This window comes from Ornithinibacillus sp. FSL M8-0202 (assembly GCF_037975285.1).
Lineage (GTDB): Bacteria > Bacillota > Bacilli > Bacillales > Amphibacillaceae > Ornithinibacillus > Ornithinibacillus massiliensis.
The window spans coordinates 1,043,838-1,068,114 of the sequence record NZ_CP150248.1 but is presented as its reverse complement, the minus strand read 5'-3'; the positions used below and the strand labels follow the sequence as shown (position 1 = coordinate 1,068,114).

At 37.3% G+C, this 24,277-nt stretch carries 23 protein-coding genes and 2 pseudogenes; 16 read left to right on the top strand and 9 right to left on the bottom strand.

The genetic code is table 11. From position 1 onward, the window contains the following. Positions 1 to 74: 74 nt before the first annotated feature. Positions 75 to 1,247, bottom strand: coding sequence for an MFS transporter (locus MKY78_RS05490; RefSeq protein ID WP_339216814.1), 1,173 nt, complete (start codon positions 1,245 to 1,247; stop codon positions 75 to 77). An 85-nt stretch (positions 1,248 to 1,332) separates the two neighbouring features. Here MKY78_RS05490 and MKY78_RS05485 point away from each other — a divergent pair, with 85 nt between their 5' ends. From MKY78_RS05485 to MKY78_RS05445, 9 genes and pseudogenes are all read left to right on the top strand, one after another. Continuing rightward, positions 1,333 to 2,130, top strand: a complete 798-nt coding sequence (locus MKY78_RS05485) for a YfkD family protein (protein ID WP_339217839.1) — start codon at positions 1,333 to 1,335, stop codon at positions 2,128 to 2,130. Positions 2,131 to 2,288: 158 nt separating this feature from the next. Further along, positions 2,289 to 3,596, top strand: coding sequence for a Na+/H+ antiporter NhaC family protein (locus MKY78_RS05480; protein ID WP_186868869.1), 1,308 nt, complete (start codon positions 2,289 to 2,291; stop codon positions 3,594 to 3,596). An 81-nt stretch (positions 3,597 to 3,677) separates the two neighbouring features. Continuing rightward, entirely contained in the window at positions 3,678 to 4,472 is a 795-nt protein-coding gene (gene pdaA, locus MKY78_RS05475; protein ID WP_186868868.1) for a delta-lactam-biosynthetic de-N-acetylase, read from the top strand. 558 nt (positions 4,473 to 5,030) lie between these two features. Beyond that, on the top strand, positions 5,031 to 6,638 hold the full coding sequence (locus MKY78_RS05470) for an acyl--CoA ligase (RefSeq protein WP_339216811.1): 1,608 nt from the start codon (positions 5,031 to 5,033) through the stop codon (positions 6,636 to 6,638). 151 nt (positions 6,639 to 6,789) lie between these two features. After that, on the top strand, positions 6,790 to 8,508 hold the full coding sequence (locus MKY78_RS05465; protein ID WP_339216809.1) for an IS1182 family transposase: 1,719 nt from the start codon (positions 6,790 to 6,792) through the stop codon (positions 8,506 to 8,508). 258 nt (positions 8,509 to 8,766) lie between these two features. Beyond that, on the top strand, positions 8,767 to 10,908 hold the full coding sequence (locus MKY78_RS05460; protein ID WP_339216807.1) for an AAA family ATPase: 2,142 nt from the start codon (positions 8,767 to 8,769) through the stop codon (positions 10,906 to 10,908). A 592-nt stretch (positions 10,909 to 11,500) separates the two neighbouring features. Beyond that, positions 11,501 to 12,001, top strand: a pseudogene (locus tag MKY78_RS05455) (reverse transcriptase domain-containing protein); the annotation flags it as partial. 111 nt (positions 12,002 to 12,112) lie between these two features. Then, positions 12,113 to 13,678, top strand: a pseudogene (locus tag MKY78_RS05450) (IS1182 family transposase); the annotation flags it as partial. Further along, positions 13,673 to 14,560 (top strand): group II intron maturase-specific domain-containing protein, encoded by an 888-nt coding sequence (locus MKY78_RS05445; RefSeq protein ID WP_339217837.1) that lies wholly within the window; start codon positions 13,673 to 13,675, stop codon positions 14,558 to 14,560. The pseudogene MKY78_RS05450 and the gene MKY78_RS05445, both read left to right, overlap by 6 nt. Positions 14,561 to 14,670: 110 nt before the next feature. Here the strand turns inward: MKY78_RS05445 and MKY78_RS05440 are convergent, their stop codons facing one another. Next, the gene (locus MKY78_RS05440) at positions 14,671 to 15,003 is read right to left on the bottom strand and encodes a hypothetical protein (protein ID WP_339216805.1); all 333 of its coding nucleotides are present in this window, start codon (positions 15,001 to 15,003) and stop codon (positions 14,671 to 14,673) included. 286 nt (positions 15,004 to 15,289) lie between these two features. Here MKY78_RS05440 and MKY78_RS05435 point away from each other — a divergent pair, with 286 nt between their 5' ends. From MKY78_RS05435 to MKY78_RS05410, 6 genes are all read left to right on the top strand, one after another. Further along, entirely contained in the window at positions 15,290 to 15,763 is a 474-nt protein-coding gene (locus MKY78_RS05435; protein ID WP_339216804.1) for a GNAT family N-acetyltransferase, read from the top strand. A gap of 14 nt (positions 15,764 to 15,777) precedes the next feature. Then, positions 15,778 to 16,065: a hypothetical protein gene (locus tag MKY78_RS05430; RefSeq protein WP_339216803.1), complete on the top strand. Its 288-nt coding sequence runs from the start codon at positions 15,778 to 15,780 to the stop codon at positions 16,063 to 16,065. Positions 16,066 to 16,174: 109 nt separating this feature from the next. Then, positions 16,175 to 17,080: a ComEC/Rec2 family competence protein gene (locus tag MKY78_RS05425; protein WP_339216802.1), complete on the top strand. Its 906-nt coding sequence runs from the start codon at positions 16,175 to 16,177 to the stop codon at positions 17,078 to 17,080. A gap of 160 nt (positions 17,081 to 17,240) precedes the next feature. Beyond that, complete coding sequence (locus tag MKY78_RS05420) at positions 17,241 to 17,615, top strand: GntR family transcriptional regulator (RefSeq protein ID WP_211742057.1); 375 nt, start codon at positions 17,241 to 17,243, stop codon at positions 17,613 to 17,615. Continuing rightward, positions 17,605 to 18,459: an ABC transporter ATP-binding protein gene (locus tag MKY78_RS05415; RefSeq protein WP_339216800.1), complete on the top strand. Its 855-nt coding sequence runs from the start codon at positions 17,605 to 17,607 to the stop codon at positions 18,457 to 18,459. Before MKY78_RS05420 ends, MKY78_RS05415 begins: the two co-directional genes overlap by 11 nt. A gap of 2 nt (positions 18,460 to 18,461) precedes the next feature. Beyond that, positions 18,462 to 19,163 (top strand): hypothetical protein, encoded by a 702-nt coding sequence (locus MKY78_RS05410; RefSeq protein ID WP_339216799.1) that lies wholly within the window; start codon positions 18,462 to 18,464, stop codon positions 19,161 to 19,163. Between the two features lie 47 nt (positions 19,164 to 19,210). Here MKY78_RS05410 and MKY78_RS05405 read toward each other — a convergent pair whose 3' ends face one another. From MKY78_RS05405 to MKY78_RS05385, 5 genes are read right to left on the bottom strand one after another with little or no spacing between them, the layout of a single operon-like run. Beyond that, entirely contained in the window at positions 19,211 to 19,978 is a 768-nt protein-coding gene (locus MKY78_RS05405) for an ABC transporter permease subunit (protein ID WP_339216797.1), read from the bottom strand. Between the two features lie 8 nt (positions 19,979 to 19,986). Further along, on the bottom strand, positions 19,987 to 20,898 hold the full coding sequence (locus MKY78_RS05400) for an ABC transporter ATP-binding protein (protein ID WP_339216795.1): 912 nt from the start codon (positions 20,896 to 20,898) through the stop codon (positions 19,987 to 19,989). Further along, the gene (locus MKY78_RS05395) at positions 20,899 to 21,090 is read right to left on the bottom strand and encodes a PLD nuclease N-terminal domain-containing protein (RefSeq protein WP_186868859.1); all 192 of its coding nucleotides are present in this window, start codon (positions 21,088 to 21,090) and stop codon (positions 20,899 to 20,901) included. Between the two features lie 32 nt (positions 21,091 to 21,122). Next, positions 21,123 to 22,223, bottom strand: a complete 1,101-nt coding sequence (locus tag MKY78_RS05390; protein WP_339216793.1) for a DUF5808 domain-containing protein — start codon at positions 22,221 to 22,223, stop codon at positions 21,123 to 21,125. After that, positions 22,224 to 22,613: a GntR family transcriptional regulator gene (locus MKY78_RS05385; protein WP_186868857.1), complete on the bottom strand. Its 390-nt coding sequence runs from the start codon at positions 22,611 to 22,613 to the stop codon at positions 22,224 to 22,226. Between the two features lie 605 nt (positions 22,614 to 23,218). On the opposite strand from MKY78_RS05385, the gene MKY78_RS05380 reads away from it, so the two are divergent. Next, on the top strand, positions 23,219 to 23,485 hold the full coding sequence (locus tag MKY78_RS05380) for a hypothetical protein (protein WP_339216792.1): 267 nt from the start codon (positions 23,219 to 23,221) through the stop codon (positions 23,483 to 23,485). Positions 23,486 to 23,523: 38 nt separating this feature from the next. On the opposite strand, the gene MKY78_RS05375 is transcribed toward MKY78_RS05380, so the two are convergent. Together MKY78_RS05375 and MKY78_RS05370 are read right to left on the bottom strand one after the other, a co-directional pair. Continuing rightward, positions 23,524 to 23,643 (bottom strand): YfhE family protein, encoded by a 120-nt coding sequence (locus MKY78_RS05375; RefSeq protein WP_339216791.1) that lies wholly within the window; start codon positions 23,641 to 23,643, stop codon positions 23,524 to 23,526. A gap of 55 nt (positions 23,644 to 23,698) precedes the next feature. Beyond that, positions 23,699 to 24,253 (bottom strand): GNAT family N-acetyltransferase, encoded by a 555-nt coding sequence (locus MKY78_RS05370; RefSeq protein WP_339216789.1) that lies wholly within the window; start codon positions 24,251 to 24,253, stop codon positions 23,699 to 23,701. Between the last annotated feature and the right edge of the window lie 24 nt (positions 24,254 to 24,277).

Below are 24,277 nucleotides of genomic sequence, written 5' to 3'. Positions count from 1 at the left end.
CCCTCGGGCAGACAGATAAACTGTTTTGCCTGAGGGGAGTGTATTTTTGTTCATTCATTCACCCGTAATGAAAATTAATTACTAACCATAATGGCACTATTTCGCTTCATTAACATTGCACCTACAATGAGTGCTAAAACAGCTGCAATAACATAGAAGAACGATACATGAGGGAATATATCAATAAATATACCACCTAAATAGGGTCCACCTAAGCTTCCAATACTAAATGCGATACTACATAACAGGTTTCCCGCTGGTAATAATGACTGTGGGAGTAAATCCGTCATATAAGATATTCCTAATGAGTATAGTGAACCAACAAAGATTCCCGCCAATGTAAATAGAATAAATAATGCCATAACAGATGCCTCGAATAAAGCCGCACCGATAAAACAGAATAGACCAAGTGTTAGGATGATTAACAGGATTTTTCTTCTTCCAATTCGATCACTTAGTATTCCGAGAGGTAGTTGAGAAATTAGACTTCCACCAGCAAAGCAAGGAATAATCAACGAAAGCATGTCCACATCATGACCAATCCGAAGGCCGTAAATAGGAAAGGTAGCGTGAAGGGTTGCCTCCAAGAACCCATAAGCAAGCGGCGGTAATAAAGCAATCCATGCGATTTTCGTTGTCTGAATGAATCGCTTAAGTGAGCTGTCTTTCGTTGTTTCTACACTAGGTGCTTCGCTACTTGGCAGTCCATTACGAACAAATAACATTAGGGACCATACGATAGTACTTAATAGTGCAGATGCAATAAACGGTAGTGCTTCATTCACCTCTAATAGCCTGGTAAATAATGGGCCAATCGCAAATCCTAATCCAAAGGACATTCCATAAAGTGAAATGCTTCTTCCCCTGGTATGTTTGTCTGCTGTTGTGGTAATCCATGTTTGTGTCCCAAAGTGGAGCATATTATCACCAATACCAATTGCTACTCTCAAGATAAACCAGAACCATAGCGCTTCCCACAAAGGGAATAATAATAAAGAAACAATAACCAATAAACCACCAATTAAGATAATCGGTTTAAATCCAAATTTCTTCATTGGTTTTTCCATGAAAGGAGAAGCTAGTAAAACCCCAATGTATAATCCTGTAGCATGTAAGCCATTGACAGAAGAACTTACAGCGCCCTGTTCTAAAATTATCGCCAGTAGTGGCATAAGCATTCCTTGTGATAAACCAGAAATCATCACAAGCAAAATTAAAATCCAAAAGCGAAAACGATCTAATATCATTTTTTGTTCCCCCCTATAGATGACATGTATGTATAAAATTGCAAGCACACGAAAAAACTAAGGCAAAAAGAGAGGAATGGGCATGATGAAAAACAATTATATTATAGCATTAATCATATTTTTACTTGCAATATACTCTCCAATTATCGTCCTAGCTAAAGAGAAAGGAGAGAAAGAGAAGAATGACTATGAAATTCCTAGTCATGTCTTAGATATTGCAAAAGAAAATACCTATCCTAATTCCAATGAAGATGAGGAAGTTATTGAGCCAAGTAAACTCACACAAGAATTAATGGATAGTACCGATGTGAAAATTAGTAACCCAAACTTAATCAAAATGTTGAATGAATCCACCATTAACCCATCTCCAATTGGTATTGGCTATCGAGGAATGGTGTTTCTTGGACGATGGCCTCTACACTACGAATCGGATGATACCAATATAAATTGGGAGTATCAAAAGATTAACGTTAACGAGCTTAATAATATGGGTGGAACAGATAATCAAAAGCTAAGTTTTAATCAACAAGCCCAAAAAGAAGTAAAGGGTGCTTTAACAAATAAGATTAACAACCCTAATGATGTGAAACAAATGATGATTATGACATCTAAACAAAAGACTAAATTACCACTTTCTTATACTACTACCATTGGCGCAGGAACGAAAAAAACGAATTCCTATGGTGTTCCTCCAGATAAATACGGCTACTTACATGCTTTTGCACCTGCGGTAAATGAAAAAGGGAAAGTAACATTTGGAGAAGTTTATATTGAACTAAAAGGAACGAAGAAATCACTCGTTATTAAAAATGTGACAAAGCAAGGTATCGGTGCGTGGATACCAATCCAAGATCATGTATCTTTTTCATTTGAATTAAAATAATCCCCTTCTAAAAGTTCTGATTCTATAATGGTTTCAGAGCTTTTTTAGTTAATTTGTATAGAATTCCAGATTTTGGTGAAAATAATAAGTTGACTAAAACGCTTCAATGCTTTATCATGTTAAAGTAATGAAGCGAGAGAGTTAAGGGGGAAGACAATATGGAATGGGTAGTCATTGTATCCGTATTAGTAATGACATTATTAAGCTTATTAAGGGTTAACGTAATAATCTCTGTTATCATTGCAGCTGTTGCTGCAGGATTAATGGCAGGATTGAATGTTATAGAAGCAATTGAGATGCTTGTAAATGGAATGGGTGAGCAAGCAAATACAGCGTTAAGTTATATATTACTAGGAGCTTTTGCAGTAGCTATTAGCTACACAGGTATTACAACTATATTAGTTAACTATTTAATCAAGATATTAACCGGCAAGAAAACGATGCTCCTACTAGCTATAGCAGGTGTTGCTTCTTTATCACAAAATGCTGTACCGGTGCATATCGCGTTTATCCCAATTTTAATCCCACCACTATTGAAACTATTTGATAAGATGCGGGTTGATCGTCGTGGGGTGGCAGTAGCATTAACATTTGGTTTAAAGGCTCCTTATATTCTGATTCCCGCAGGATTTGGCCTTATTTTCCACCGTACAATCTATGATGGCATGGTACAAAGTGGTGCAACTATTACAATGGGAGAAGTTGCAAAATCAATGATTATCCCCGCTTTAGGAATGGTAGTTGGTTTATTCATTGCTATTTTCATCACATATCGTAAAGATAAAGAGCCTAAATCGGATGTCGCAGGGACAGCTGCTTTTGTCAACCAAGATTTAGAAGAAGTTAGCTTTAATATAAAGCATGTACTAACGATTATAGCAATCCTTGGTGCTCTAGTAGTCCAAATCATTACTGGAAATCTAATTCTAGGTGCATTAACAGGTCTACTATTAATGGTATTATTCTTTGTTGTTCCATTTTCTAAAAGTGATAAAATCGTGGCAGATGGTGTCAGTATGATGAGCTCCATCGCATTCGTAATGCTTGTAGCATCCGGGTTTGCCAATGTTATAAAAGAGACGGGTGCAGTGGATGCCCTAGTTGAAGCATCCTCTGGATTTCTAGGAGATAATAAGGCAATCATTTCGTTTGTCTTATTAGTAGTCGGATTAGTGATTACGATGGGTATTGGATCATCGTTCGGAACGATTCCAATTGTAGCTGCATTATTTGTTCCAATATGTTTAGCGGCTGGTTTTTCGCCACTGGCAACAGCAGCACTAATAGGAACAGCTGGTGCACTTGGTGATGCTGGCTCTCCTGCATCTGATAGTACACTTGGGCCAACATCAGGATTAAATGCAGACGGAAAGCACAATCACATTTGGGATACATGTGTTCCTACATTTATTCACTTTAATATTCCACTATTCATCTTTGGGTGGGCAGCATCATTGTTCTTATAAACGAAGATGTAGGTAAATAGATTATAAGTGAATAAAAAGAACTGATTTAGCAAAAGGTAAGAAAAAAATAGGTGGGGTATCATGCATAAAGGGCATTTCGTATTAGCATCTACCATCATATTTTTTCTTGCCTTTTTTTATATGAATGTAGATGAGGCAGAAGCTTATGGTTGGGGTTATAAGAAAAACAAGAATCATGAGAGGCCAGATATAGGAAAGTATCATCAAATATTAAAAGACTATGGTAGTTATTATGTTGATGATTCTGGTGATAAAACACTTTACTTAACCTTTGATAACGGCTATGAGCAGGGATTTACCGATGAAATATTAGATGTATTAAAAAAAGAAAAGGTACCTGCTACGTTTTTTGTGACGGGACATTATGTTAGTAGTGCCCCTGATTTAATTAAGCGAATGGTAGATGAAGGACATATAGTAGGAAATCACTCCTATCATCATCCAGATTTTACGATATTAACGAAGGAAGTTATGAAGCGGGAACTGGAAACCTTGGAAGAGGCGGTTGCAAAAATATCTAAACAAGATGACATAAAATATGTCCGTCCACCTAAAGGGATGTTTAATCAACAGACATTGGAATGGGCAAACGACTTGGGTTATATTCATGTATTCTGGTCGCTAGCAATAATCGATTGGGATACAAAAGCCCAAAAAGGTTGGCAATATGCTTATGATCAAGTGATGGAGCAAGTTCATCCAGGAGCTATTATTCTCCTTCATGCCGTATCAGAGGATAATGCACAAGCGTTAGAGAAAATTATCCAAGACTTAAAGAAAGATGGATACACGTTTAAAAGTCTAGACGAATTGGTAATGAAAGATAAAGTATCAGAGCCGATTTACGGTTATTGAAACATACTAAGATTAGTGGGTAAGGTCATCGACGGGTGACTTTTCCCACTATTTTTCTTTTTAGAGGTATAGTAAGGCTGGGACAAAACTAAAACAAAGGTAATAACAAACGAACCATCACCACATTAGCCCCGGAAATATACGGAGACTCCTGTGGGAGGAAAGGCATCGGTGAGACCCCAGGGGAGCGTTAGCTCTTAGGAGGCTCACCAGCCGCCCGACGGTAAAGAAGACACTGCGAGGTCTTTTCGAGCAGATGTCGCACTTATGCTGTGATGAAGTGTAAAGAAGACACTGCGAGGTCTTTTCGAGCAGATGTCGCACTTATGCTGTGATGAAGTGTAAAGAAGACACTGCGAGGTTTTCTCGAGCAGGTGTCGCCCCTGTACTGGAAGCAACCGCAAGTATATTTCCGGGGCGGGTTTGATGCGCTAACTTTAATGTTCGGTATATCCTATGTGTAATAGTATTGTCCCAGCTTTTTTTCACTTAAATTATATTTTAACATTTCAAAATTTTTGTTATAATAATTGGAAATAAGCTAAGGGAGTTGATGAGGTGAAGCGAGAGGATCTAATTGCTCCTATGGACTATAACATAGTGATGGAAATGGAGAAGCATGTGCAGCACGAAAACAGAAAAGCGTTAATTTGGGAAGACGAAGAAGGTAGAAAACGGGAAATTACATATGGTCAACTCATGAAAAACGTGAATAAAATTGGAAACGTTTTCCTGGAAAGTGAATTAAAAAAAGGTGATAAGCTTCTCGTCATGATTCCACGTAGAATTGAAGCTTATGAGGTTTATTTAGCGGCCTTAAAGGCTGGCATTATAGTTGTTCCTAGTTCCGAAATGCTAACAACGAATGATTTACAATACCGGATAAGCCACGGAGAAGTAAATGGTGTGGTAAGTTATCATACTTTTACCGAGCAATATAAAGATCTTCATGAATATGACTCTCTTATAAAGTTTGCAGTCGGCAGACCAGTCGATAATTGGTATTTTCTCGATGGGCTGATGGAGGATTCATCGCCTTGGTTAGAAGTGGCAGCTACAACAAGAGATGACACGGCTTTTATCTCTTATACATCTGGTACTACTGGCAACCCTAAAGGCGTTGTGCATACCCATGGCTGGGGATTTGCTCACCTTAAAACAGCTCCAGAAAATTGGCTATGTGTAAAAGCTGGAGATAAGGTCTGGGCTACAGCAGGACCTGGCTGGCAAAAGTGGATATGGAGTCCATTCTTATCGGTTCTAGGTATGGGGGCTACAGGCTTTATTTATAATGGAAGATTTAACGCAGAAAAATATTTAAGCTTATTAGAAGAAAATAAGATTAATGTCCTCTGTTGCACACCAACAGAGTATCGCCTAATGGCTAAGGTTGATGATTTAAGTAGATATCAGCTAACACATCTTCATAGTGCTGTTTCTGCTGGTGAACCATTAAATGTGGAAGTGATTAATACATTCCGTACCTACTTCAATGTGACCGTTAGGGATGGCTACGGACAAACAGAAAACACATTATTACTAGGTGTCATGAAAAACATGGAGGTTAAACCAGGTTCCATGGGTAAACCAACACCTGGGAATGATGTAGAAATTATAGATGAATTTGGTGAACCAGTTGGAGTGAATGTAGTTGGTGATATCGCTGTTCGTTTAAACAGTCCTGCTTTGTTTAAAGCGTACTATAAAGATGCAGAACGTACTAATGCTTCCCGACGCGGGGATTTTTATATAACAGGAGATCAAGCCAGAAAAGACGAGGACGGATATTTCTGGTTTGAAGGTCGTAGTGACGATATCATCATTAGCTCAGGTTACACAATCGGACCATTCGAGGTGGAAGATGCTCTAGTGAAACACCCACATGTCCAAGAATGTGCTGTTGTAGCAAGTCCGGATGCGGTACGAGGAAGTATTGTAAAAGCCTTCGTTGTTCTAAAACCAAATGTTCAAGAAGAACCAGGTCAATTAACGAAGGAATTACAAGAGCATGTCAAATCATTAACCGCACCTTATAAATACCCTAGGGAAATAGAGTTTATAAAAGAATTGCCCAAAACTATCTCTGGGAAGATTAGACGGGTAGAATTAAGGAAGAAAGAAATAGAACGGAAGGTATCACAAGAGGCTGGGACAAAACCCCAGTAAATTAATATAAGCATGGTCCTTACCAACGTTTTAATGGTAAGGACCATGCTTATTATTTTTTGCACGCAATTTTCTGATATTAAAGTAAACAAAAAGGACACCATCTGATAAAATTAAAGTACGACCAATAACTTTTTTCGGAGGTGTCCTTATGTCGTATTATAACATGAAACAAGTTGTATTACCTATGGATTTGGAAGTTAAATTAAAAGAAAATGATATTGCCTTTGCCATTAATGATCTAGTAGAAAGTATTCCAGAAAGTGCCCTTGAACCACTTAGAAAAGATACTGGTCGCCCGCCATATGCGTCGCGGATGATGTTGAAGATTATCCTTTGTGGTTACACGCAGTCTGCCTTTTCGGGCAGGAAGATTGAAGCCTTATTAGAAGATAGTGTACGGATGATGTGGTTATCCCAGGAACATCAACCAAGTTACAGAACGATTAATCGCTTTCGTGTGCACCCATTAGCCAAAGGATTATTACGTGAGTGCTTTGTACAGTTTCGATCTCAGTTGGTAAAGGAAGAAATAATTGAAGAAGAGGCTATTTTTATTGATGGTACAAAGATTGAAGCCAATGCGAATAAATTCACATTTGTATGGCGGAAGTCGGTTGAAAATTATAGTGAAAAACTAATTGAAAAGTCCAATCAAATGTACGATGAGTTAATCGAGAAGCGAATCATTCCTGAAATAGAACGAGATGATTTCGAAGAGCTTTCGGTTGAAGAAATGAAAGAAATTGTGGAAAAGCTAAGTGAGAAGATTGAAGCATACGATAAGAAAATTGAAGCGAGCGACGTTGGTGGAGAGCGGAAACAACTACGTTCCGAGCGAAAAGCACCAAAACAATATCGTAAGCAATTTGAAGATTTTATTGTGCGTAAACAAAATTACCAAAAGGATATGGAGATTTTTGGAGACCGCAATAGTTACTCCAAAACAGATCAAGATGCCACTTTTATGCGGATGAAAGATGACTATATGAAAAACGGACAACTGAAGGCAGGGTATAACGTCCAAGTTGCGACAGAGGGTCAATATGCACTCGCTTATGACGTATTTCCAAATCCAACCGACACTCGTACATTGATTCCCTTTTTGAATACGATCGAAGAAAACTTTTTAGAACTACCTAAATACATCGTGGCGGATGCAGGATATGGTAGTGAACAAAACTATGAAGATATTATGAGAAATAGAAATCGAACACCTCTAATTACATATAACCAGTATCGAAAGGAAAAGAAAAGGAAACACAAAAGTAACGCTTTTCATGTAGACAATTGGGAGTACAACGAAGATGACGATGCATTCACGTGCCCAAATGGAAAGAAAGTGATATTTAGTCACGTATCTCATCGAACAGATAAGTATGGGTTTACCCGAGAGTTCAAGGTATATGAATGCGAAGATTGTTCCGGATGTCCTTTACGATCCATGTGTACAAAGGCGAAAGAGGGAAACAATCGAAAAGTATACCTCAATGAAAAGTGGGAATCTCAAAAAGAATATGTCAGGGAGAAGCTTTCAGACGAGAAAACTGGTGAAATTTACGGGAAACGTAAAATTGATGTGGAGCCAGTCTTCGGATTTCTGAAGGCTAATTTGGGTTTCACTCGAATGTCTGTTCGAGGCAAAGAGAAAGTGATAAATGAATTAGGATTTGCGCTTATGGCGGTAAACTTGAGAAAGTATACCGCCAAAAACGGAAAATCTAGTTTAGGAAATGGAAATGATTTCAAAAAAACTGGTTCCAAGCAATTTTCAATCGCTTGGAACCAGTTTTTTATTACTTACAGGCTGGTTTTGTCCCAGCCTCTTTTTTATGGAAAAAGGGATAGAATTACTGAATGGATGAATTAGATTAGCGCATTGGCAGTGAGGAGGGTTCTATTATTAAATAAGGGGATATAGCGATAGAAAGTGAGTGACACAGTATGAACGATGGTTTTAGAGAGGACCTACAAACCGGTATGATATAGGTTCACTATTGCCTCTCAAAAAAATGGAACAAAATACTTGAAAGTCAAAAAAGGTCAGAGTATAATAAAATCACAAGGTCAAAGATAGTCAAAGTCAAATTTGATCTTATTGATATTTAATTATCGGGAGGAATGGAAAATGAAATGTCAAAAATGTGGTGTAAATGAAGCGAACATTAATATGGCAATGCAAATGAATCATGAAAAGATGCAGATGCACCTTTGCAATTCATGTTTCCGTGAAATCCAAGAAAATATGATGAATGCAAATGGATTTTTCTCTAATCCTTTTGATGGAGAAAATGATGCATTTGCAGATAACTTTTTCCAAAATAATGGTTCAGCATATTCTAATACATCAACAAAAACAAAGCAAAAAAGAACAAAGCGAAATGGTTTGCTTGATCAACTAGGGAGAAACTTAACCGACGCTGCTCGCGCTGGTGAAATTGACCCAGTAATTGGTCGTGATCAGGAAGTTAAACGTGTTATTGAAACATTAAATAGAAGAAATAAAAATAACCCGGTTCTTATTGGTGAACCAGGTGTTGGGAAAACAGCTATCGCAGAGGGACTAGCTTTAAAAATAGTAGAAGGTCAAGTGCCTGCGAAATTAATTCATAAAGAAGTCTATATTTTAGATGTTGCGTCTCTAGTCGCAAACACAGGCGTCCGTGGTCAGTTTGAGGAACGCATGAAACAGTTAATTAAGGAATTACAAGAACGAAAAGAAACGATTCTGTTCATCGATGAAATTCATCAAGTAGTGGGTGCTGGAACTGCAGAAGGCTCTCAAATGGATGCAGGTAATATCCTTAAACCAGCTTTAGCTCGTGGGGAACTACAAATCATCGGGGCAACTACGTTGAAAGAATATCGAAAAATTGAGAAGGATGCTGCTCTGGAACGTCGCTTCCAACCTATTATCGTGAAGGAGCCATCAGTTGAAGAATCAATTCAAATTCTAAATGGGATTAAAGATCGTTATGAAAGATTCCATGAAGTTCGTTACTCAGAAGAAGCTATTCATGCATTTGTCACATTGTCTGCACGTTATATTCAAGACCGTTTCTTACCAGACAAAGCGATTGACTTAATGGATGAAGTTGGTTCCCGTTTAAACCTAGCTAATTCACAAAAAGATTCTAGCTCTATTCAACGACGAATCGACGAAATCGTGAAGGAGAAGGAAGCTGCAGCTGAACAAGAAGATTATGAACGTGCAGCAAACTTACGCTACCAAGAAATCCAGTTACAAAAGCAGCTTGAAAAGGCTAAAGGTAAAGAGCAAGTCATCGATGTAGATATTTCCGATATCCAACTAATTGTAGAAGAGAAAACAGGTATTCCTGTAACAAAACTACAAGCAGATGAGCAAGCGAAAATGAAAAATATCGGTGATAACCTTCGTAAGAAAGTAATTGGTCAAGATGAAGCAGTGGATAATGTGGCAAAAGCAATTCGCAGAAGTCGTGCCGGACTTAAATCTAAATACCGTCCAATTGGATCATTCTTATTTGTAGGTCCAACCGGTGTCGGTAAAACAGAACTTACAAAAGCACTAGCAGAAGAATTATTTGGTACAAGAGATGCAATGATTCGTTTAGATATGAGTGAGTATATGGAGAAACACTCTGTTTCTAAAATTATCGGTGCACCTCCAGGATATGTAGGTCATGATGAAGCAGGACAATTAACAGAACAAGTTCGTCGTAGCCCATATTCCATCATCTTATTGGATGAAATTGAAAAAGCACACCCAGATGTGCAAAACATGTTCCTACAAATTATGGAGGATGGTCATCTAACAGACTCACAAGGTAGGAAAGTAAGCTTTAAAGATACTGTTATTATTATGACAAGTAATGCTGGAACAGGTATGAAATCCATTACAGTTGGTTTCAATAAAGATAAGCACGAATCAGTATCCACATTGGAAAACTTAAGCTCATACTTTAAGCCAGAGTTCTTAAACCGATTTGATGCCATCATTAACTTCAATGAGTTAACAGAAGAAAATCTAATGAGCATTATCGATTTAATGCTAGCTGAGTTAACGGAAGCAATTAAAGAAAATAACATGGAAATTACCATCACGAATGAAGCGAAAAAAGCCCTAGTTAAGATCGGTTATGATCCTAAATTTGGTGCACGCCCATTACGCCGTGTTATCCAGGATAAAATTGAAGATCCATTAACAGACTTACTTTTGGAAGAGGAAAACGTGCATAGAGTTCATGTTTCTATGAAAAATGGTGAGGTAGTAGTGAATAAAGCGTAAACAGATAAGACGCATTGGACAATTCCAATGCGTCTTATTATTTATAGTGTGCCAGGCATGCACACATTCTCTAGGGTTGAAGTCCTGAATCACGAAGGCAGTAGTAGTGATTAGCTTAAGACAAGGGTGTCTAGGGTGACCTAGAATCTGAAGGAAGTCAGCGGCAAATCTCCGCCTCGAGGAACACAAACTTCATATAAGGCTAGATGTTCTTGGATGAGACTGCTATACAAGTTGAAGTCCTTACTGCCAAAGGGAGCATAGAGTAAATGGAGCGAGGACATGGAGAGGAAGAATGTGTGCTTACCCTGGGAGGTCTGATAGAAATGCGGTACACCTGCCGTAACCGAACATGAGAATGTTCGCTGAACTATCAGAAGTCAGCCGAAGCCATAGTACCGAATGCTCCTAGGGTATTCGGGAAGGGCTGAATCATCTAAGGAGAATTGCCACTTTGCATACGCAACACTTGATGACGCAGAAACATAAGAACCTTCCTAATGGAGGAAACGATGAATCTCGTGGGGGACATTAGAAGGGCTGAAAGTAGTTGCCACATAAGAAGGACGGACAATTCGCGTAGGAGTTCGATATCATGTTGGAAAGAATACTATCACGGGAAAACTTAATACAAGCACTAAAACGTGTAGAAAGAAACAAAGGAAGTCATGGTGTGGATGATATGCCTGTACAAAACCTACGAGCACATATCATGAAACAGTGGACTACCATTCGGGAACAACTCGAAAAGGGAACCTACTACCCTCAACCTGTTCGTCGTGTCGAAATCCCGAAACCAAACGGTGGGAAGAGAAAGTTAGGTATCCCTACCGTGACAGACCGATTCCTCCAACAAGCAATCGCACAAGTCCTAACGGAAGTTTACGACCCTACATTTTCGCGATACAGTTATGGATTCCGTCCAAACAAGCGCGGACATGATGCGGTGAGACAAGCTAGAAATTATATCAAGCAGGGTTACCGTTGGGTAATCGATATGGATTTAGAGAAATTCTTCGATAAAGTAAATCATGACAGACTGATGCGAACATTAAGTAAAAGAATGAGGCTGGGACAAAACCCCAGTATTAAAAAACAGGTACTATCCCAAAAAATGGATAGTACCTGTTTTTTTTGCACACAAAAAGGACACCATTTGATAAAATTAAAGTAACCACACCATAACTTTATCGGAGGTATCCTTATGTTTAAATATTATAACATGAATCAAGTAGTTTTGCCGCTAGATTTGGAAATCAAATTAAAAGAAAATGATATTGCGTTTGCGATCCATGATCTTGTCGAATCCATACCTGATGAAGCTTTCGATGAATTCCTACGTCAAACAGGGCGTCCTGCCTATCATCCTCGTATGATGTTGAAGATTATTTTGTGTGGCTATACCCAATCTGCATTTTCTGGTCGTAAAATAGAAGCATTACTAGGAGACAGTATTCGTATGATGTGGTTGGCTCAAGGTGATGAACCAAGCTATCGCACCATCAATCGTTTTCGTTCCAATCCACTCATTGAAAATCTCTTGCGCGAATGCTTTGTGCAATTTCGGAACCAGCTCGTAGAAAAAGAATTGATTGAGGAAGAAGCAATTTTTATTGATGGAACGAAGATTGAGGCAAACGCAAATAAGTTTACCTTTGTCTGGCGCAAATCCGTTGAAAAATATAGTAACAAGTTAATAGAAAAGTCCAATCAACTTTATAATGAATTATTGGAAAAGGAAATTATCCCAGCTATGGAACTCGAGAATGAGGAAGAGCTCTCCGTTGAGGAAATGAAAGAGATAGTGGAAAAGTTAGACGAAAAGATAGGAGAATACGATGAAAAAATCGAAACTTGTGAGGTTGGGAGTGAACGTAAAAAAATCCGTTCAGAGCGCAAACTACCCAAACAGGCCCGTAAGCAGTTAATAGATTTTATCACACGTAAACAAAAATACCAAAGCGACATGGAGCTATTTGGGGAACGGAATAGTTATTCGAAAACCGATCCAGATGCGACATTTATGCGAATGAAAGATGATTATATGAAGAACGGGCAACGGAAAGCTGGTTACAATGTACAATTAGCTACAGAGGGTCAGTATGCACTCGCTTACGATGTCTTTCCAAATCCAACCGATACACGAACCTTGATTCCATTTCTTAATACAATAGAAGAATCCTTTTTTAAACTGCCAGATTACATTGTGGCGGATGCAGGATATGGCAGTGAACAGAATTATGAAGATATCATCCAAAAACGAAATCGAACTCCACTCATTACATACAATCAATATCGAAAAGAGAAGAAAAAGAAGCACAAAAACAACGCCTTTCATGTGGACAATTGGGAGTACAACGAGGAAGAGGACTTCTATCAATGTCCGAATGGCCGCAACGTATCGTTTCGTTATTATTCCAAACGAAAAGACAGATATGGGTTTACAAGAGAAGTTAAAGTGTATGAATGCGAAGACTGTTTAGGTTGCCCACTCCGTCATCTGTGCACCAAAGCGAAAGAAGGGAACAATCGAAAGATCTACATCAATGAAAAGTGGGAATCACAAAAAGAATATGTACGTACAAAGCTTTCAGACGAGAAGACTGGTGAGATTTATGGGAAACGTAAAATCGATGTGGAACCAGTGTTCGGTTTTCTGAAGGCTAATTTGGGTTTCACCCGTTTTTCCGTAAGGGGAAAAGAGAAAGTGAAAAATGAATTAGGATTTGCGTTCATGGCGGTAAACCTAAGAAAATATACCGCTATGAACATAGTTCAAACACATGAATACAGAAATAATCCAAAGAAAAATGGTTCCAATCATCTATTTTTAGTGATTGGAACCATTTTTCACTTTTTTTGGCTGGTTATGTCCCAGCCTCAATTAATCAGAAGATATTTACAGGCAGGAATTATGGAAGATGGGTTAGCTTGTCCTAATACAGAAGGTACTCCCCAAGGAGGCCCCCTAAGTCCACTACTTTCCAATATTGTCCTCGATGAACTGGATAAAGAACTGGAGAAAAGAGGACTTCACTTCGTCCGTTATGCAGACGACTGTAATATCTATGTTCGCTCCAAACGTGCGGGTTTACGAATCATGAATACTATCACTAAATTCATAGAAGAGAAACTGAAACTCAAAGTAAATGGAGACAAAAGTGCGGTAGACCGCCCATGGAGACGCAAATTCCTTGGATTTTCTTTTACCATCCAGAAGGAAACCCCGAAAATCCGGGTTTCAAAAGAAAGTGTAAAACGCTTTAAACAGCGAGTTCGTGAACTGACTTCTAGAAGGAAATCGGTGGCGATGGATAGAAGGATGGAGAAACTAAATCGATTCCTAATAGGTTGGTTAGGCTACTACCAACTGGCAGAAACGCCTTCTTTATTCAAGAAACTAGATGCCTGGATAAGAAGAAGGTTACGAATGATTCGTTGGAAGGAATGGAAGAAAGTCCAAACAAGGTACCATAACTTAATTCGATACGGAATTAAGAAAGGAAAAGCGTGGGAATGGGCTAACACAAGAAAGGGATACTGGCGAATAGCTAAAAGCCCAATCTTGCATAAAGCCCTTGACGACCAATATTGGTCAGGCCAAGGGCTAAAGAGTCTATTTAGTAGATATCAAACGTTACGTTGGACTTAGATGGAACCGCCGTATACGGAACCGTACGTACGGTGGTGTGAGAGGTCGGAGGTTAATCGCCTCCTCCTACTCGATTATCGGATGAATTTTTGTCTGTATTAGGACATATTTTATTTTTTCAAATATGCATTCTCAAGAAACTGTATTTCAACATTTTCGATGTCACACATATTAAATGCTGTTTCGTATCTGCTTTGAATAGAAGATACAAATTCATCATATTGTTCTTTAAGAATAGATTTTTGCCAAGCAAATTGAAAAGAGAACAGGGTATCTTTCTTCTTTTCAATTGGAGTAAAGGCCATATTTTCCTTTGTTACATAACTATTAGCATGTGCTGCTAAGTTGAGCAGTAATACTTCCATTATCTTTTGTTCACGTTCATTAAAATCATGGTCCGGTTTAGACACCGTAACATCAACAATTGCAATATTTATAGTCATCTCCACCTTTAGTTGTTAATCTGTATATCCCTCTAAAGAATGTAGTGTGTTACTCATCATCAATTCCCCCTTTTATCCGATATACTAGTATTCGTGAAGAATTTTCGAAATCCTCCATTTAAAATATTTTTTACTAATAATATTAATATTTTGCTGATTTAGAATTGAATTATTTCTCCTTATTGGTATGATTAAAGCAAGTATGGATTTTGGAGTGAAACGTATGAGTAGAATAAGCTATTTGTTCACCGAATCCTGATATCGCAAGGTAGAAAGGGGGTAAATGATGGACTTAATCATTAAGAAAACAAAAATAACAGAAGCAAAGCGACTCTTAGAAATACAGAAGGAGGCTTTTAGAGAGGATTTAGAAAAATATCAAGACTATGAGACTTCTCCAGTAAATGAAAAAATAGACAGGCTGTTAAGTAAGATCACACATTTTCATCACTATACGATTTGGCTAAATGGAGAAATTATCGGTGGTATCGATATCCGGGATTTAGGTAAGGGAAAATATCGACTCAATAGAATATTCATTGCTAATCAACATCAAAATAAGGGACTAGGAAGCGAAATCATGCAGCTAATCGAAGCGGAATATCCCAATGCACTAGAATGGTCTTTAGATACCCCACATCTTAATATACGAAATCATTACTTTTATGAAAAGTTAGGATTCGTGAAAATAGGTGAAAATAAAGTCACTGATAAGCTCATTTTGTATGTTTACAAGAAGACATTAAAAATGGCTGATTAAAAGGAGTGAGGGATATGGAGAAGACGAATAAAATTTTGATTGGTATCTTAATATGTTTAATACTGCTTGTTCTGAAAAATAATTCAGAGACGAGCTATACTCCAAGTTTTCCAAGCCAAGTAGACGTAAATACTGGGGAGTCTGTCGTGCAATTAGGTGATAACAAAATAGCAATTGTTAATACGGAATATTATACAGAAAACTATGGTGAGATATTGGTACTTGAATTTAATGAGGATAAAAGAACATTTGAATTCATTAGTAATTATAATTATTTTGAAGAAATTATAATAAAAGAATAAAGGGGATAGTTATTGCACTCCAATTCATCGAAGCACAGTCAATGAGAATTTATAGCATAGGCGACAAAGGATACATAAATATTTCGCTTAGAAACGTGAAAGGATAGTAATGAACTCTTTTACAAAGGATGTATCATTCATGCTGCGACCAACTAGAATTCTCTCCTACTTCTTAATATTTTTTCTTATTTTTGCGATAGACAGTGTACCAGTTCAAAGTCATCAGGCACCGAAAATGGAAGTGCATTTTATAAATGTTGGACAAGGAGATAGTATCTATATAAAGACCCCAAATAAAAAGCATATATTAATTGATGGTGGTCCACCAATGGCAGGCAAAAAAGTAGTCCGTTATTTGAAAGGACTAGGGATTGATAAAATTGATTTAATGATAGCTACCCATCCAGATCGTGATCATATTGGTGGGCTTCCAGCAGTAATGAAGGAATTTAAGGTAAAAGAAATATTAGATTCTGGAAAGCTTCATATTACCCGGGCATATGCGAATTATATAAATGAAGTTCGTAAGCAGGAAATTCCGTTAAAGGTTGCGAAAGCAGGCAAGGAATTGCCAATTGATACACTCTTGGATATTCGAATCCTTAATGCGCACGGCAAGCATAAAAATAATAATCAATCCTCGATTGCTTTAAAGCTCAGCTATAATGACATCGACTTTTTATTGCTGGGAGATATAGAAGATGCCCAAGAGAAAAAAATAGCTGCTAAGTATGATGTACGTGCTGAAATAATTAAAATTGCGCACCATGGTTCAAAAACAAGTAGCTCTGAAAAATTTCTAGAGTTAGTAGAACCCGATACTGCGGTGATAACCTATAGTAAATATAATGACTATGGTCATCCTGTTAACCGAGTGATTAAGAAACTAGTAGAAATGGAAACGAATATATACTCTACTGCGGTTTATGGAGATTTGGTCATCCATACAGAAGGAGAAGACTATATAATATTTCCGCAAAAAGCACCCATACAAGGCATATTAGAGCATAGCTAAAAAGAGACAGTCCCACTGAAAAAGGTGTGAGGCTGTCTCTTTTTTTATGGGCTCTTTTATTAATTTAGTTTAATTTTTTCAAAATAATGTTGACAATAAACCTTTGATGCTATATGGTTAGTTACATAAGTAATGAACCATTTAACGAAGGAGCTTAAACATGAAGAATCATTTGGATGATAATAGACCCATATTCCTTCAAATAAAAGAACAACTAGAAGATTCCATCATAAATGACTCGATTAAGGCAGGGGAACGGGTGCCATCTACGAATGAGTTTGCAGCATTTTATAAGATAAATCCAGCTACTGCGGCAAAGGGGATTAATGAACTCGTAGCGGAAGGGATTTTATTCAAACGAAGGGGTGTAGGGATGTTTGTGACAGACAATGCCAAGGAGATTTTGATTGAAAAACGAAAGCAGACATTTTATGAGAACTTTATTCTCCCATTAAGGGAAGAGGCAAAAAAGCTACGAATAAGTGAAAAGGATTTAATGAGAATGATGGAGGGGGAACACGATTATGAAAATTGAGGTTAAGAATTTAACGAAGCAATACGGGAATAAACGAGCATTAGATTCTATATCTTTTATGCTTGATGAGCCGAAGATATATGGCTTACTTGGTCGGAATGGTGCTGGGAAAACTACCTTTATGGAAATATTAGCTGGTCAAATTTTATCAACAAGTGGAGAGATTCTGATTGATGGTGAAAAACCGTTTGATAATCAGAAACTAACAGAATCCATTTGCTTAATTAAAGAAGGTCACAATTTTAAAAGGGATTTGACTATAAAGCATGTCCTAAAGATTAGTTCATACTTTTACCCTAATTGGGATCAATCATTAGCATTAGAGTTGGTGAAAGAATATAACTTGGATTTAAAAGCTAAGGTAAAAGCCTTATCAAAAGGAATGGAGTCTGCTCTTGGGATTATTGTTGGTTTAGCTAGTAAAGCACAGGTAACGGTGTTTGATGAACCGTATATTGGACTGGATGCAGCGGCACGAAAGAAGTTCTACGAAATCCTTCTAGAAGAATATGAAAAAGAGCCAAGAACGATTATTTTTTCCACCCATTTAATCGATGAGGTTAGTCTAATGTTTGAAGAAGTCCTCATTATTCAAGATGGAAAACTTGCATTACAGGAAGATGCAGACGTGCTACGAAATAGTGCATGTGCAGTTTCTGGGACGGAAGAATTAGTAGAGAATTTCATTCAAGATAAAGAAGTGATCATGACGAAAAAGCTTGCAGGTATGATGACAGCATATGTAGTAGGGCATTCAGAGGATGCAATAGCAGCTGGATTATCAGTTGAAGGTGTACCGATTCAAGAATTAATGATCTATCTTACGGAAAGAAAAGGAGCGTAATCATGAATAAACAGATTAAAGGTTTACTATATTTCTATATTAGTGACATCCGCCATAACATTCTCATATTTTGGTCGATTTTATTATTTATGCTATTAGTCTCTCTTGCTTTTGGAGTGTACCTATTAGGTGTAGAAGATGGCATGTTAGCATTTGGCTTTCCGTTTGCAATTTACTTTTATTGCTTGGTCATAGGATTTACAAGGGTAAAGGAGAGCATTCCTTTTTCCATTAAAATGGGAGCAACTCGTAAGAACATCTTAATTAGTATGGGTATTTATTTCTTAATCATTGCCACGGTACAATCTCTCGTTGCAAATACGATTCAAGAAGTCGTGCTACTTCTTACAAAGAATGCAAATATCACATCTTTTATGTTTCTACATCCAGCAATGATAATAGAAGACAATTGGCTAAATCGGTTATTGATTGACATTAGTGTCATGTTTTTCCTGCTATCCTTTATGTTCGTCATGGGCCTACTATTCTATAAATATGGTCTTGCTGGTGGAGGACTCGTTGCTGGGGTTCTGGTCATATTGCTACTATTTGGAATTGCTAAAGGCTGGGTTTATGATATTATTGTCGAGTTCGTAAATCAAGTAAATATAGTATTTTTCTATCAAATGTTCGGGATCGGTTTATTGTTCTTTTTACTTTCCTTTGTGTTTGTCAGAAGAATTACAATAGAGAAGAGAAGATAAACAACAGGGGACATCCTGACGATAACGACAGGATGTCCCCTTCCTATTTATCCAGCCATTTCTTTCCGTTTAAATAGCTGTCCTGAAACAAGAATTAATACGATTGAAATCGCTAGTGTGATCACCCCGGTTAAAATTAATTCGGAATGTAATTCGCCAGTACTGATTGACTCGATAATGTAAGTAGATAAGTTATTCGGGCTCCAATCCAAAATATGCTGGAAGATCTGGGTTACGATACTCATCACCATAATCGTTAAAATGGTAAAGAACAGAACTAAACCTGAAGATTTAATTACTGTGTTATAAAAAATGGTCAGTGAAACCACAAGGGTTAACCATAAGCCATAGAAAATATATGTGATAAGAAAATCGCTGAAGGATATTGTCCCAAATAAAAGATTAATATAGTACCAGCTAACTAATAAGGCTAACAACAGCGATACCCATACTAATAGTAAATAGGAAGCCCATTTAGCTGTAATATAGTTCATATAATGTACAGGCTTAACTAAGATAAGCTCGGAAATACCACTTTTCCGTTCTCCAGCTATTGTTCCCATTGCAATTAAGACTACTACTAGTACTCCTAAAAAACTTAACTGTGAAAGACTCATCATCATGACCTCTGGCGGTGCAAATTCAGGTAGTTCAAATGTAGTACCCTCAGGAACCCCACCGACAGAATCAATAATTTGCGGCAAGTAGTATGTCGTTAATGGATCCATTATGGATATTAAAATCATCACTAATGGAACCCAAATCCACTTCTTATTTCGCCAATTCTCTAGCAGCTCTTTTTGAAATAATGTCATCCATTGCATTACGATTTCACCACCCTCATAAACATATCCTCTAGTGAGGCTTGATTGATTGAAAATGTTGTGATTGGCCAATTCTCTTTAGTAGCTGTGGCTAGAATTTCATCACGTGCACTTTTTACCTCGGAGGCAGTAATGAAAAGCGTGTTCCGTTCTTGTTTTGTACTCATTATAGTTTCTAGATTGTTTAGCTTTTCTTGGTAAAGGCTTAAATCTCCTTCCACCTGCAACTCGATTATCGTAGTTTGATATTTTTTACGTAATTCTGCTATCGAACCAGATTCAATGATTTGTCCTTGATGAAGTAAGATAAGTTCATCACTTACTTCCTCAGCATCATTTAAGATATGAGTAGAAAATAAAATGGTCATTTCTTCTTTTAATTTTTCCATTAGAACTAATACTTCTCTTCTGCCAAGCGGATCAAGAGATGCGACCGGTTCATCTAAGATTAATAGTTTCGGGCGGTGAATAATAGCTTGTGCGATACCTAGTCGCTGCTTCATCCCTCCAGAGTAGCGACCAATTCGCTCGTTCTTAGCTTCGTCCGAAATCCCGACTATCTTTAATAGCTCATCTGCCCTTTTTTTCGCTTCTTCTTTAGTGAGCTTTGCTAATTTCCCACTGTAAACTAAAAATTCCTTACCTGTCATCCAAGTGTGAAAAGCAGGATATTGCGGCAAGTATCCAATTTTATCGCGAATGTCATGGTTCTTTTCTTGATTCTCAAATTGAATAGTTCCGTCGGATGGTTTTAACAGTCCAGATAGTGCCCGTAATGTTGTCGTTTTACCTGCACCGTTAGGACCAATTAGGGCAATGCATTTGTTGTGACCAAACTCAAAGCTAATATGGTCCACGACGGTTTTGGAACCATATTTTTTAGTTAGATTATTTACTGTAAGTAAACTCATTTAACGTTGTCTCCTTCCAAAAATGAAGTAGATAATAGGTCCGACCATGCTAACAAAAACAATAATCAGTACCCATAACCATTTCGGGCCATTTGTTTCTCTTACTTTTACTAAGTCTACAATGGCAACAATTAATAAAATTAGCTGAATAATGAAGAACGGTGCAAGTATCGCCCAATTAATATCTCCCATAAAATCTCAACTCCCCCTGAACATAATAATAATTACATCCCTAACAACAGTGGAATGACTACTGCTAATAAAATTATCCCTAACATAATGCTCCATGCAAGTGGTCGTGCCCAATTAATAGTCCAACCAATTCCAAATCGCTTCTCTAAAAATAGCGCTGGGTCATTCGTGTTAAAGTAAAATATTCCTAGCTTCCAATTGGAATCATCATCCCGATTAATCACTTCTCCATTAGTACCAGTTGACACTTTTATTCTGCTACCACCCTGTCCTGTCGTGATTGCCAAGATGATTGCCCAAAGGGTGAGTATAGCTGTGAAAACTAGCGGTGAAATGGTAAGAATTGCTGGGTTAACTGAGAAAATAAAGGAAAACTGAATGAAAGCAAATAATAGCGTTAATCCGATCCCAGTAACAATAAGGTACATTGACCATCTTCTTCTGAAAATGATATTTTGTTGTAGGGATTCTTCTGGTTTTTCGGCACTAATCTGTTGCTTTGCTTTAGCAATCATAGTATTTAAAAACATAAATAACAGTGTTAAATAAAGACTCATGATTGGCATAGCAAGAAGGATGCGTGTCGATTTATCCTCCCAGTTCGTAACTTCACCGCTCATGTTATATTGAATTGGAATTTGCTCTGGTATACGGTCATAGAACATAAAGGTTATAGTAATCATCGCAAACGTTATGAGAAATGAAATAATAAACCAAGCATTGGAATGGATTAATTTATGACTTCTGAAATCAGTTGAGACGAATATTGCTTGCGCTTTTTCTTGGCCCCAGTTTTCGAGCTGCTTCAACCGTTTCATGGCTCGATGAAAATGTAAGTAGATAAAAAAGGTGCCAATTAGATATAGGAATATTAATAGAGAGAAGGAAAGAGCAAAAGTAATTTCATCTAAGTTATCAATAAAGCTTAGAACTAAAAAAAGTACGACTACTAAAATACTTGCTATTCCAGAAAACTGGACATATTGTTTCCGCAGCTTCTTGATGTTATCCGAATGATAAATATCTTCCGGAATTGATACACCAAAGCTTTCTGTTTTTCGTGTCCAATATGGAATAAACATTGTTAAGATGAAAACCGGAAGTAAAATAAGGAATAGATATATCATATTCATTTACGCAGAACCCCCTTGATAAGTTTCAAAAATCGTAGAACAAAGCCTTAAAAATTCCTCTTCACTAACATCCCGACATATTGATTCAGCAATGAGGGGACGCAAATTTTTCTCCAGCTGCTTCTTATAATTGGCATCGGCCTTAGGAACACCATCCGGATTCACAACAACTCCTTTTTGTCGGTGGATTAGAATAAATCCATCCTGCTTTAATTGTTGATACGCTTTATTAACAGTATGCAAATTTATTCCTATGTCAGAAGCAAGTGACCGAACAGATGGAAGTCCTTCACCAGGTGCAATTTCCTTACGAGCAATCCCTTCAATGATTTGATGGACTAACTGCTGATAAATTGGTTCATTCGATTCAAAATCTAGATTTATTAGCACATTGGAACACGCTCCTTTAGACTGGGAGAGTTCAAATCCCAGGTATTTTGTAATAGCATTAGTTCTAACTGTTATATTAATAGTATAACAGTTAGAACATGTATGTCAATAGAAAAAATCATTACAATTAGTTTATGGTGGAGGGGATAATATAAGAGAAGGTAATGGATAAAAGTACTTGGATTTTTAAATTGGAATGAACAATAGGGAGAGCATTTGATTAATTAATCTGGGATAGTATAGAAGAGACTAATTGCTGAATTTGTCCGAAATAGCATTTTAAAATAAACAGTAAAAGTAACGTTTAGGAAAAAAAGTTAGCCACAGGATTATCCACATGAAAATACGCTATTAATTAGGAAAAATTAAACTTATGCACATTATTCACAGTTAATTTGTGAGTGATAATCAATATGATCCTGTGTATAAATCAAGGGGAAACAGCGCTTTCTTTTTATTTATCCGCAAAAATGGCTTTGGTGTGTGTAACGTTTAGAATAGTGAGGCAAGGCTACACATAAACAGCTTAAGCATCTAAGAAAACAATTTGCTGTAATAAATTTCATAGTATAAAATGGAACCAAGACTACGAGGGGGTGTAGGGGTTGAAGATTATCGTTCAATCATGTATTTTTTCTTTTGTCATTCATCTATTTTATATCGCCGGAACCATGTTAGTAGGGTACTTTCAAACGAAGAATTATCAACCTACCATTGCTGGGAATTGGGATATTGTAGAAACACTTCAAAATGAAGTAGCTTTTGGGATAGTGGGTTCACCTCTATACTTTCTTTTCACATTCCTCGGATTAGCACTGGTCTGTGCTTTAATACTTATTTCCTATAGAAAATTTGTTAGAACTAATAGATAGAGTATTCCTTATAGGAAAGGGAAAAAAAGGACCGAAGCTTAGCTTCGATCCCCTTTTTGCCTAGCGCGGTCTGCACGCTTAAACTCCTTTTGATACAATACTTCCTGCGTCTTGTTTAGAAACTTATCTCTTACTTCACGCTTTTCTCTCGCCGACATGGTCATCCCTCACTTTTATTCTTAGAATAACCATATCTGTAATATTTATGCAATTTTATACAACTTCATCATCAGCACTAGCTTCAAGGCTGGCAAATTGCTGATAGGATAGGTAATGCTCTTTAGAAATGGCAAAGATATCGTATATTTCTTCGTTCTTATTTACTTTTTGATATATTTCTGGGTAAATGGTGTTTCCTAAGGCTACATAAGGAAGTTTTAAAACGGCTTTTGTAGAGCGGAGATTTGTTTTTCGTACCTTCATGAAGATAGTCTCGATTTCATAATCAAAGAATAACTCATCGAAAAACTGCTCCTTAGCAAGTCGATTATACCCTTTCCCGAAATAAGGCTGGCCAATCCATGTTGCCAAAAAACCGTGATTCTGTTCGATATCAAACAGATTAATCGTACCAATTGCCTGCTGATATTCGTCTAAGATCGTCCTTGAGATTAACTCACCGCGTTCTTCTGCTTCAATTGTCTTCTTGGTGATGAAGTAAAACTCATCAGTAGTTGTTGCTTTATGTCTTACATATGGGAATACATCTGGGTGTGACATCAGTTCAAACAATACTGGCACCTCATGTAATTCACGCTTTTTTAGCATCAAAAAACCCTCCTTATTTATGCA

Excerpts from the sequence above, each read along its gene's own strand:
- MKY78_RS05490 (WP_339216814.1), bottom strand. The coding sequence starts at position 1,247 with ATGATATTAGATCGTTTTCGCTTTTGGATTTTAATTTTGCTTGTGATG.
- MKY78_RS05485 (WP_339217839.1), top strand. The coding sequence starts at position 1,333 with ATGAAAAACAATTATATTATAGCATTAATCATATTTTTACTTGCAATA.
- MKY78_RS05480 (WP_186868869.1), top strand. The coding sequence starts at position 2,289 with ATGGAATGGGTAGTCATTGTATCCGTATTAGTAATGACATTATTAAGC.
- pdaA (WP_186868868.1), top strand. The coding sequence starts at position 3,678 with ATGCATAAAGGGCATTTCGTATTAGCATCTACCATCATATTTTTTCTT.
- MKY78_RS05465 (WP_339216809.1), top strand. The coding sequence starts at position 6,790 with ATGTCGTATTATAACATGAAACAAGTTGTATTACCTATGGATTTGGAA.
- MKY78_RS05460 (WP_339216807.1), top strand. The coding sequence starts at position 8,767 with ATGAAATGTCAAAAATGTGGTGTAAATGAAGCGAACATTAATATGGCA.
- MKY78_RS05445 (WP_339217837.1), top strand. The coding sequence starts at position 13,673 with ATGAACATAGTTCAAACACATGAATACAGAAATAATCCAAAGAAAAAT.
- MKY78_RS05440 (WP_339216805.1), bottom strand. The coding sequence starts at position 15,003 with ATGACTATAAATATTGCAATTGTTGATGTTACGGTGTCTAAACCGGAC.
- MKY78_RS05435 (WP_339216804.1), top strand. The coding sequence starts at position 15,290 with ATGGACTTAATCATTAAGAAAACAAAAATAACAGAAGCAAAGCGACTC.
- MKY78_RS05430 (WP_339216803.1), top strand. The coding sequence starts at position 15,778 with ATGGAGAAGACGAATAAAATTTTGATTGGTATCTTAATATGTTTAATA.
- MKY78_RS05425 (WP_339216802.1), top strand. The coding sequence starts at position 16,175 with ATGAACTCTTTTACAAAGGATGTATCATTCATGCTGCGACCAACTAGA.
- MKY78_RS05420 (WP_211742057.1), top strand. The coding sequence starts at position 17,241 with ATGAAGAATCATTTGGATGATAATAGACCCATATTCCTTCAAATAAAA.
- MKY78_RS05415 (WP_339216800.1), top strand. The coding sequence starts at position 17,605 with ATGAAAATTGAGGTTAAGAATTTAACGAAGCAATACGGGAATAAACGA.
- MKY78_RS05410 (WP_339216799.1), top strand. The coding sequence starts at position 18,462 with ATGAATAAACAGATTAAAGGTTTACTATATTTCTATATTAGTGACATC.
- MKY78_RS05405 (WP_339216797.1), bottom strand. The coding sequence starts at position 19,978 with ATGACATTATTTCAAAAAGAGCTGCTAGAGAATTGGCGAAATAAGAAG.
- MKY78_RS05400 (WP_339216795.1), bottom strand. The coding sequence starts at position 20,898 with ATGAGTTTACTTACAGTAAATAATCTAACTAAAAAATATGGTTCCAAA.
- MKY78_RS05395 (WP_186868859.1), bottom strand. The coding sequence starts at position 21,090 with ATGGGAGATATTAATTGGGCGATACTTGCACCGTTCTTCATTATTCAG.
- MKY78_RS05390 (WP_339216793.1), bottom strand. The coding sequence starts at position 22,223 with ATGAATATGATATATCTATTCCTTATTTTACTTCCGGTTTTCATCTTA.
- MKY78_RS05375 (WP_339216791.1), bottom strand. The coding sequence starts at position 23,643 with ATGTCGGCGAGAGAAAAGCGTGAAGTAAGAGATAAGTTTCTAAACAAG.
- MKY78_RS05370 (WP_339216789.1), bottom strand. The coding sequence starts at position 24,253 with ATGCTAAAAAAGCGTGAATTACATGAGGTGCCAGTATTGTTTGAACTG.